General features: G+C 43.5%; 8 protein-coding genes and 1 pseudogene. 1 reads left to right on the top strand and 8 read right to left on the bottom strand.

Annotation, left to right across the window (positions count from 1 at the left end; translation table 11 throughout):
- The 7 genes and pseudogenes from F6K20_RS13570 to F6K20_RS13540 all read right to left on the bottom strand — a co-directional run.
- A pseudogene (locus F6K20_RS13570) lies at positions 1 to 101 on the bottom strand (ribosome maturation factor RimP); the annotation flags it as partial.
- A 588-nt stretch (positions 102 to 689) separates the two neighbouring features.
- The gene (locus tag F6K20_RS13565) at positions 690 to 884 is read right to left on the bottom strand and encodes a hypothetical protein (protein ID WP_071107118.1); all 195 of its coding nucleotides are present in this window, start codon (positions 882 to 884) and stop codon (positions 690 to 692) included.
- Between the two features lie 448 nt (positions 885 to 1,332).
- The gene (locus F6K20_RS13560) at positions 1,333 to 2,847 is read right to left on the bottom strand and encodes a hypothetical protein (protein ID WP_287294984.1); all 1,515 of its coding nucleotides are present in this window, start codon (positions 2,845 to 2,847) and stop codon (positions 1,333 to 1,335) included.
- A 303-nt stretch (positions 2,848 to 3,150) separates the two neighbouring features.
- Positions 3,151 to 4,497, bottom strand: a complete 1,347-nt coding sequence (gene gor, locus F6K20_RS13555) for a glutathione-disulfide reductase (RefSeq protein ID WP_287294983.1) — start codon at positions 4,495 to 4,497, stop codon at positions 3,151 to 3,153.
- Positions 4,498 to 4,726: 229 nt separating this feature from the next.
- Complete coding sequence (locus F6K20_RS13550) at positions 4,727 to 5,260, bottom strand: peroxiredoxin (RefSeq protein ID WP_287248494.1); 534 nt, start codon at positions 5,258 to 5,260, stop codon at positions 4,727 to 4,729.
- A 129-nt stretch (positions 5,261 to 5,389) separates the two neighbouring features.
- A complete protein-coding gene (locus F6K20_RS13545; protein ID WP_287294982.1) occupies positions 5,390 to 5,719 on the bottom strand; it encodes a YbjQ family protein in 330 nt (109 codons plus the stop codon).
- An 85-nt stretch (positions 5,720 to 5,804) separates the two neighbouring features.
- Positions 5,805 to 7,196 carry an NAD-dependent malic enzyme gene (locus F6K20_RS13540; RefSeq protein WP_008186990.1) on the bottom strand — a complete coding sequence of 464 codons (1,392 nt, stop codon included), beginning with the start codon at positions 7,194 to 7,196 and terminating at the stop codon, positions 5,805 to 5,807.
- A gap of 187 nt (positions 7,197 to 7,383) precedes the next feature.
- Here F6K20_RS13540 and F6K20_RS13535 point away from each other — a divergent pair, with 187 nt between their 5' ends.
- On the top strand, positions 7,384 to 8,118 hold the full coding sequence (locus F6K20_RS13535) for a hypothetical protein (RefSeq protein ID WP_008186987.1): 735 nt from the start codon (positions 7,384 to 7,386) through the stop codon (positions 8,116 to 8,118).
- 25 nt (positions 8,119 to 8,143) lie between these two features.
- On the opposite strand, the gene F6K20_RS13530 is transcribed toward F6K20_RS13535, so the two are convergent.
- Positions 8,144 to 8,688 (bottom strand): tetratricopeptide repeat protein (locus F6K20_RS13530; protein ID WP_287294979.1); only part of this gene is annotated, 545 nt, incomplete at its 5' end.

Raw genomic sequence — 8,688 nt, 5'->3', positions numbered from 1 at the left:
CGTCTGTTGGTCTGGAAGAGAGCCTCTACAATCTCTAATCCTAAATCTTGAGCCAATGGCGTTGCCAAATCGATTAGTTGTGGAATCAGGGGATGAGTCATGGCACCAATCCAATAAAAAAAGTGGGGTCAACCCACTTCATGGCAAAATCTTTTCCAAGAAGTCTAACCGCCCAAAAGCTTCTGCACATCTAGTTAGCACAAGCCCAATCTCTAGTTACTGGTCTTGAGCTATTGGTCACAAGGTCATGGGCTCGAAGACTCTAAACCCTAGGACAAACCGGAAACTTCCCGCAGAATCATTGATTAGGAGTTACCAGCTTGCCGTTGCTATGTTTGAGTGTGACAGCTCCCACACTGACTCGTTGAGTTCAGTGTAGGCAACAAGCGCCAATCCAGCTATTGCTTTCGGCAAAGCCGACGCTACGCGAAGGTCGCCGCTGGGCTTTAAGAACGGACTGCCCTCTCTTGATGCAATAGCGAGTGGGGGAAACCACGCCAGTTGCTCATGGGGGGAACCCCCAAGACCGCACTGGCTCCCCAAGACCGCTTAGGTGCCCTTGACCTAGGCGAATTAAATTCGCCAGGGGTCGCACCTCGGCATCGCTGCCGCTCTGTTTTCTTGGTCTTTTTTTTAAAACTGTTGTGCTGACAAACCAGCATTTTTGGCTTTGTTTATCAGTACCCATATTATAGCAATTCCATGCATACCCTGTGCAAAATTAATCCCACACTCATGGCGTAGCATTGAGATGTGGGGCTTCTTTTGCCGGAAGCTAACGCAATTAGCAGCTCAAATGCTTGCCTGATCAAAACTTGAACATGGGGAGTGTTGACGTCTAATCCCTGCTTGGTGTCTGGTGCGTCGGCACTTTCCCACTTCACAGCCCTTTTCCTCAGAGCAAGCTGACCCTAGAAGTCAACTTGGTTTTTGTTGACCCATAAGTATTTTAGCTTATGGGCATTATTCGGTCAAACTGTATGATGATTTCTGACTATTTACAATAATTCAAAAAAATGTTTATTTTTTGAATTTCTATATTTTTTTGCTCTACCGAACTTGCTATGTAAAACTTTTAATAAATAATTATTATAATCATTATGGGGCGGGAGTTTTATTTGTTGATATAATGATTTTTTATAAATATACTGCCCAATCATATTTAATGGTAAATAAGCGCGTTTTTATGCATACTAGGTTCGGTAGAGCATATTTTTTTATTTTTAATTATCAATTTAATGGTTTTACTGTCAAGCAAAATAGTTATATATCCGCATAGAATTTCAAAAAAATAATTATTGGACTAATATTAACTTGATTTTAATACTGTTATTACTGAAATCTTTGACGAATTGCTCTGGTTTCATCTAATATTTTATCTAAGTCTTCTTCAGATAAACGCCGGACATAATTTATTTTGAATTCCTCTAACCAAGCTGTGATCAAATACTGAATATCCTGTAATCTATCCTTGGTCTTAATTTCTGCCCCTAAGGCTTCCCTTAAATTTTTCAGTAGGTGTTGCAGGAGTTCGTCGGCAACTGGGTCTTCTTGTATGAGAGTATTAATCCCATCATAGATTGCCTGAAAAATGTTTTTCACCAATTCCTCTGTTAGTTGCTTCTGGAATTGTCCCAGTCCTGGTACATTCTGAAGTCCCTGATAAAGTGTGGACTGTTTAAGCCCCATGTCCACATAGTGTTTCATGAGAGCCTCTAGATCAGGACGAATTTTGGGTAAGACTTGATCAACCGTCATCTTTACCATGATGGTGGTGAGTTCTGACACTTCATCAATGTCATTAAGGTCAATGTAGGGGCGGACTTCCTGTTGAGACAACCATTTGGTAATTTCACCCCGGCTAATGGAGCCCTGAACTTCGTTAATAACTTGAATGACGACCACTTCTGTCATCTCTTGAGCAATACTGGCAACAAATCCGGAGCGGATTTCTCTGCTAATGGCACTCAGGTCTATTAATTTAGCTTGACCTAAGCGAATGGTAACAGGAATAATTCGTAACCACCGCCATAAGGGTATTAGTAAAAATATGTCATACCAGCGCCACAGCATGGCATCTTGCCACTTGAGTCCAGAATGACGGCGACTGATCAACCAGGTACGAGCCAAAAACTCGGTACTAAATAAAATAAAAAATGGGAAGTCAATCAGTCCGAATAGGTCTATAAATTCGCCATTTTCTCCAATTGGACGGTAATAGTTAGTTTCTATTAAGGGTTTAATCTCGGTGTTAAAAAATACCAAACCTTCCTCTTGACTATGACTTGCTAAGTACTTTTGAGTCCAGAACTGCATAAATGACTCTTTTGCTGAATCCTCAGGATTTGGTATCTGCTTACGCATCTTATTTTTAATCTTTTCCAAGTTTCCGGTTTTATTGGCTACTTGAAAAGGATTGGTGCCAATCATTTCTGAGCTAAGTTCGCGCAGCTCCTTGAGTTTTTTTTCTACTTCTATAGATTCTTCTATAGAAGATAATCCTATCTTGTTAATCTGGTTTTCCAGTTGATCAACTTTGTCCAAATATTTTTTGGTATCTCGGTTGTCTTCAATACCTTTAACTGGGTCGTAGAGCGGAGTGATATCAGGAATGGGAATCGAGACGGGAAAGCCTTTGGATTTGAGCGGACCAATGGTAAAGCTAAATACCTGAATTTTCTGATTTAGCCAGAAATCCCTTAAGGGGATATAGCTGAGGTCAAACAACACCAACAGCAGATTAATCAAGGCGATGATCGCCATTAATCGTTCAAACCAAAGAATGCGGCGAGTTTGAGCTTTATTAGGTATTTTGACGAATTTTTCTAATTTTTGTAAAGATGACATGGGGAAACTTGGGCTTTCTACCACTAGATGCTGATGTTTAACTCAGATGTATTGAGTTTCTCAATCAGCCATTCCTTCCTGATAATACAGTTCTAGCGGCTTTTTTAGGATTTATTCTGATTCAGTAGTGTTGACCTTGAGAACTAAAAGTATTTAGGCACTTAGTAACAATAGCTGAATTGTGGCATTCGTGAATTGAATTGCTATAAATTTTCACATCTGATTTTAAAGCGCTATAGTACGAAACTAGGGCGTGTGTTCACGCCCTAGTTACAACTGTATTTAAAAAACTTTTTGAGTCCCTTAGCGCATTGTGACAAACTCTTCTGCAGAACTGGGATGAATTCCAACAGTAGCATCAAAGTTAGCTTTGGTAGCTCCGGTTTTCAATGCGATCGCAATTCCTTGAATAATCTCTGCTGCATGGTCTCCTACCATATGAGCACCCAAGACTTTGTCAGTGTTTTGGTCAACCACTAACTTCATCAGGGTTTTTTCATCCCGACCGGGTAGGGTGTAGTACATCGGTCTGAACCGAGAACGATAGACTTTTACCGCATCCCCATATTTATCTCGTGCTTCGGCCTCACTTAGACCAACAGTAGCTGCTTCGGGTGTGGTAAAAATTGCGGTTGGAACATTCTCGTAGCTCATGATCCGGGATTTGCCACCAAATACGGTATCGGCAAAGGCACGACCTTCATTAATCGCAACGGGAGTTAAGTTCATGCGGTCAGTACAATCCCCTACAGCAAAGATATGGTCTTCTGTGGTAAGACTATACTTATCGACTGCGATCGCACCGTTTTCAATTGCTACTCCAGTATTCTCTAAACCTAGATTCTGGATATTGGGTATACGACCTGTGGCAGCTAAACTGACTGCATCAGCAATTATAGTTGTTTGTGATTGTCCTTGTACCGTTACATTCAGACCGGCTGATGTGTTTTCAATAGCGATGATCCTACTGTTATTTAGCACGCGAATCCCATGCTTCTCCATGGCTTGTTGAATCTCGGAACCGATTTCCGCATCAAATCCCCGTAAAATCTGATCACGACGAATAACCACGGTGACCTCAGAGCCTAAGCCATTGAGAATACAGGCAAATTCGACACCAATATAGCCACCCCCAAGAATCACGATCCGCTTGGGTTGTTCCTTGAGGTGGAAGATATCATCAGAGGTAATCGCGTGTTCAATTCCAGGAATATCGGGCTTGACTGGATGTCCTCCTACTGCAATCAAGATTTTCTGTGCAGTTACTTTGCGTCCGCCAATTTCTATGGTGTGGGAATCCGCGAACTTAGCATAACCCTGAAAGAGTTCCACCTTGGAGTTATCCAACATACGTTGGTAAATGCCATTGAGGCGTTCTGTTTCCTGATTGACTGCTGTGATCATTGTTGTCCAGTCCAGGGTACTGTGTACCTTACTCCAGCCATATCCCTGTGCCTCTTCAAATTGATCAGGAAAATGGCAGGCATAAACCATCAGCTTCTTAGGAATGCAGCCACGATTTACGCAAGTTCCACCTAAACGGTCAAATTCTGCAATGCCTACTTTTGCCCCATATTCTGCGGCTCGTCTAGCTGTAGCAATTCCTCCGGAACCTGCACCAATAACGAATAAATCAAAATCGTAGCTCATGACTCTCCCAAACTTCTGAATTACTATTCGGTTGAAAGATTACTGATTCTTGGTATATAAAAGCAATAGCTGTCGGAGGGAAAATTTTACTGATCGCCCAAGGTAATTATTGTTGTATCACTCTCAAGTCAATCCACGATGATCAGGACTTACACACCAAACTGAAAACAGTAGAGGCATTGCCGGTAACGCCTCTACTGATAAAGCTTTAAGTAAGGTCGGAGGGATGTTACTTTTTAGCTGACTTCAAGTATGCCAGCATTGTATCTGCATCTGAGACCTCGAAGGGATCGGTAGGGCAGTTATCTGCATAGCCTGGTTCTACAAACATTTTTTCAATCTTGCCGTCATCTACCACCATAGAGTAGCGCCAAGAACGCATACCAAAACCGAGATTATCTTTTTCTACCAACATCCCCATTTTGCGGGTGAATTCCCCATTACCATCGGGTAGCAAGAAGATATTCTGAACCCCTTGCTGTTTGCCCCACTGGAACATCACGAAGGCATCGTTGACCGATAAGCAGATCACTTGATCAACCCCTTGTGCTTTGATCTCATCATAGAGTTCTTCATAGCGGGGTAAGTGGGTTGATGAACAGGTGGGTGTGAAGGCACCAGGAAGGGAAAATAGCACGATACGCTTACCGCCAAAAATTTCCTGTGTAGTCCGGTCTTGCCAGCGGAAGGGATTGGGTCCAGGAACTGACTCATCTCTGACTCTGGTCTTAAATACTACGTCGGGTACTTGATTGATAACCATCTTGTCTTACTCATTCCTTTATGATTGTTACTATTTAATCGTAGTCGTAACGAGTATGAGTTGTCAAGGAAATTTAGCAGATTTAGTTAAACAACAGTTGACGGGTACCCGTCAACTGTCAAGCAACCCTTAATTCTTGATTTTGATGGCTGTGCCAGTGGCGGTAATGAGTAGCAGCACCCCCTTTTCATCAACGTTAATTGTTCCAGTATCCATACCAATGCCAATCACAGCATCTGCTCCTAGTTGTGAGGCACGTTGTTTCAATTCTTGGAGGGCTTCTTGGTGTCCTCTTTCAAAGACTTTTTCATAACTGCCAGTACGTCCCCCAATTAAATCTCGAATACCGGCAAAGAAATCCCGCAGTGCATTGGTGCCGTAAACCACCTCAGCAGTGACAATGCCCAAATACTCTTCAACAATCGCACCTTGAATAACATCAGTAGTGGTTACAATCATCAGTCCTGCCTCAAAAAATGGATCAAATGCCACCAGAATAGCTAATTTCTACGGCTAAATCATGGAATTATCTAAATATAATTACTTAATGGCATGCTACACCATCCTGACGTGCTGCCCTTTGCACCGCCGCAGCAACCGCAGGAGCAACTCGCTCATCAAATACTGAAGGAATGATATGTTCTCGATCTAAATCACTGGGATTAATCAGGGATGCGATCGCAAAAGCTGCTTCGAGACACATATTCACGGTAATGGTTGACGCCCGACAATCTATAGCGCCACGAAAAACCCCTGGAAAAGCCAGAACATTATTAATCTGATTCGGATAGTCACTACGACCTGTAGCCATTACTGCTACATCATCTACTACCAATTCTGGCTGAATTTCCGGGATAGGATTAGCCATAGCCATGACAATGGGCTTGTTTGCCATCGACCTGACCATGTCTGGGGTGAGAACCCCAGGTACACTCACCCCAATAAACACATCAGCATTGCCAATGGCACCAGCCAGAGTACCCGAAGCATCCACAGCAAATTCTTGCTTTTGCTCAGTCAAGTTAGGGCGTTTAGTGGAAATAATGCCTTGGGAGTCGCATATCCAAATTACACCTGCACCAGCTTTACGGAGTAACCGGGCAATTGCCATACCGGCAGCGCCCGCTCCATTAATAACAATTCTTACCTCTTCTAGGGATTTCTTGACTAGCTTGAGGGCATTGGTCAAGGCAGCAAGGGTGACAATAGCGGTACCATTCTGGTCATCGTGAAAGACTGGAATATCTAACTCCTGCCGCAGTCTGGCTTCAATATCAAAGCAACGGGGAGCACTGATATCTTCTAAGTTAATACCACCAAAAACCGGCGCGATAGTTTTAACGGTTTCTACGATCTGATCCGTATCTTGGGTAGCTAGGCAGATAGGAAAAGCATCAATACCAGCAAACTCTTTGAACAGCATTGCTTTACCTTCCATCACTGGCAAAGCGGCTTCTGGCCCTAAGTTACCCAACCCCAACACTGCACTGCCATCGGTGACCACAGCAACCATGTTGCTTTTAATGGTAAGGGAGTAGACCTGTTGTGGGTCAGATGCGATCGCTTTACAAATCCGACCCACACCAGGAGTGTAAGCCATAGCCAATTCAGATTGATGCTTAAGGGGGATTTTGCTGTTTACACTGATTTTGCCACCACGATGGAGGTTGAAGGTACGGTCATAGACATTTAGGATTTGGACATCGGGCACTTCCTTAACCGCTTGTACAATCTGTTCAGCCTGTTCAGTGCTAGCTGCATCTACGGTAATCTCGCGAGTAGCAATTTTCCGAGTTTTCTCCACCACCATAATTTCTCCCAAGTGACCGCCAACAGACGCGATCGCTTGAGTTACGCTGGCTAACATCCCGGCACGGTTGGGGTATGTTAAGCAAATAGTCAAACTGAAACTAGGATTTGGGGTCAGGTCTACCATGCTGTATGATCTGGGATTCTAGAAATATCTTGGCGCAAGCTGATTTCCTGCTATTTCAATCTAGACTAAACTAGACTTTAGTTCATAGTTGATCGCAAGCATGGGATAGGAATAATTTAGGGACCTCCAAAAAATCAACTATGCCATCCCTAGTAATGATAATCATTTAAGATGGAAAAACTGTCAATTGATTATTAATAAACCACTACTGACTGCAAGCTTTCTTGCCATCGGTGCTATTCTGGCAACGATTGCCAGTTTCGTTTTCGGCGTGCCCTGGCTGGTGCCAATTTTAGGAGCAGCAGTACCCTATCCGATCTTTTTGTTTCACGTTCGTCACCGTCAATACATGAGGGCCCTAGGGTGGATGCTGCTTTGGGCATTGTTTCAAAGTCTTGCGGTTGGGATTGGAACCGCATTGGCTCCAGAAACCGCAGCTCAGGTAATCCTAAATGGCTCTGACTACATCGAAGAGCAGCTTCTTTGGATTCGTACAGTAGAAGGAACAGAAGGATCCCTACGTTTGTTTCTGCCAGATCATGTCCAACAGTACACAGTTTTTTGCTTTCTATCCCTAGTGACTTTTGGAAGTGCAGCGCTAGTGCTGGGAACTTACTTGCTCAATTACATGAATTTCTACGTAGCACAGCTAGTACAGATCAGTGTCAATCCGTGGCTAGCTGCCCTAGTGGGATGGCCGCCCTGGTCTGTGCTGCGAGTGGTGGGATTTATCTGTACCGGAGTGGCTCTAACTGCTTTGGGACTTAATCTCGTTGCTAAAATCACCAGATCAAATTCCCAGCATCCCTTTCCTCAACGCTATCTCCTGATTGGTATTGGCTTTGTGGTTGCAGATATAATAGTCAAGGCAACTCTAGCACCGATTTGGCAGCAGCTTCTATCGTTTGCTCTTCTGGGCTAAGGTGACCCAGGAGAGCAAAAGCATTCTAGCCTCCAATCAACTGCCAGAAGCGATCATCGTCTGAAATAGCCTCAAAATCCGGATCATTACTGGCTTCTTCCCGATACCTTGGATTTAGCTCAATCGCCTGCTCTAGGTTTTCCACAGCTAAGGTTACTCGACCCTGGGAAGAATAAACTATTGCTTTGTTATAATAACCAGCAGCATACTCAGGTTGAATCTCCAAAGCCCGATTAATGCTTTCCAATGCCTGATCATTCTGTTCTAGCTTGACTAAGGTAGAACCTCTGTAATTCCAGGCTTTATGGGAGTCGGAATTTAATTCAATAGCCTTGTCAAAAGAGGCCACAGCTTCTTGGTATCTTTCTAATACATCTAGAGCCATGCCTCGATTCAACCAGGCTACTGTATTATCTGGCTGAACTTGAACAGCTTGGTCGAAGTAGCCAAAGGCCTCTTCATGCTTTTGTAGCATTCCCAGTGCGACTCCTCGGTCAACCCAAGCTTGATGATAATTTGGCTGAATTTCTAGGGCTTTGTCATAGGAAGCGATCGCATCTTCGTAGCGTC

The sequence above is a fragment of the Moorena sp. SIO2C4 genome (genome assembly GCF_010672485.1).
GTDB classification, from domain to species: Bacteria; Cyanobacteriota; Cyanobacteriia; order Cyanobacteriales; family Coleofasciculaceae; genus Moorena; species Moorena producens.
This window is presented reverse-complemented; position numbering and strand designations above follow the sequence as displayed.

What these genes read in the sequence shown, in the direction of transcription:
- F6K20_RS13560 (WP_287294984.1), bottom strand. Translation starts at nt 2,847, where the DNA reads ATGTCATCTTTACAAAAATTAGAAAAATTCGTCAAAATACCTAATAAA.
- F6K20_RS13540 (WP_008186990.1), bottom strand. Translation starts at nt 7,196, where the DNA reads ATGGTAGACCTGACCCCAAATCCTAGTTTCAGTTTGACTATTTGCTTA.
- gor (WP_287294983.1), bottom strand. Translation starts at nt 4,497, where the DNA reads ATGAGCTACGATTTTGATTTATTCGTTATTGGTGCAGGTTCCGGAGGA.
- F6K20_RS13550 (WP_287248494.1), bottom strand. Translation starts at nt 5,260, where the DNA reads ATGGTTATCAATCAAGTACCCGACGTAGTATTTAAGACCAGAGTCAGA.
- F6K20_RS13545 (WP_287294982.1), bottom strand. Translation starts at nt 5,719, where the DNA reads ATGATTGTAACCACTACTGATGTTATTCAAGGTGCGATTGTTGAAGAG.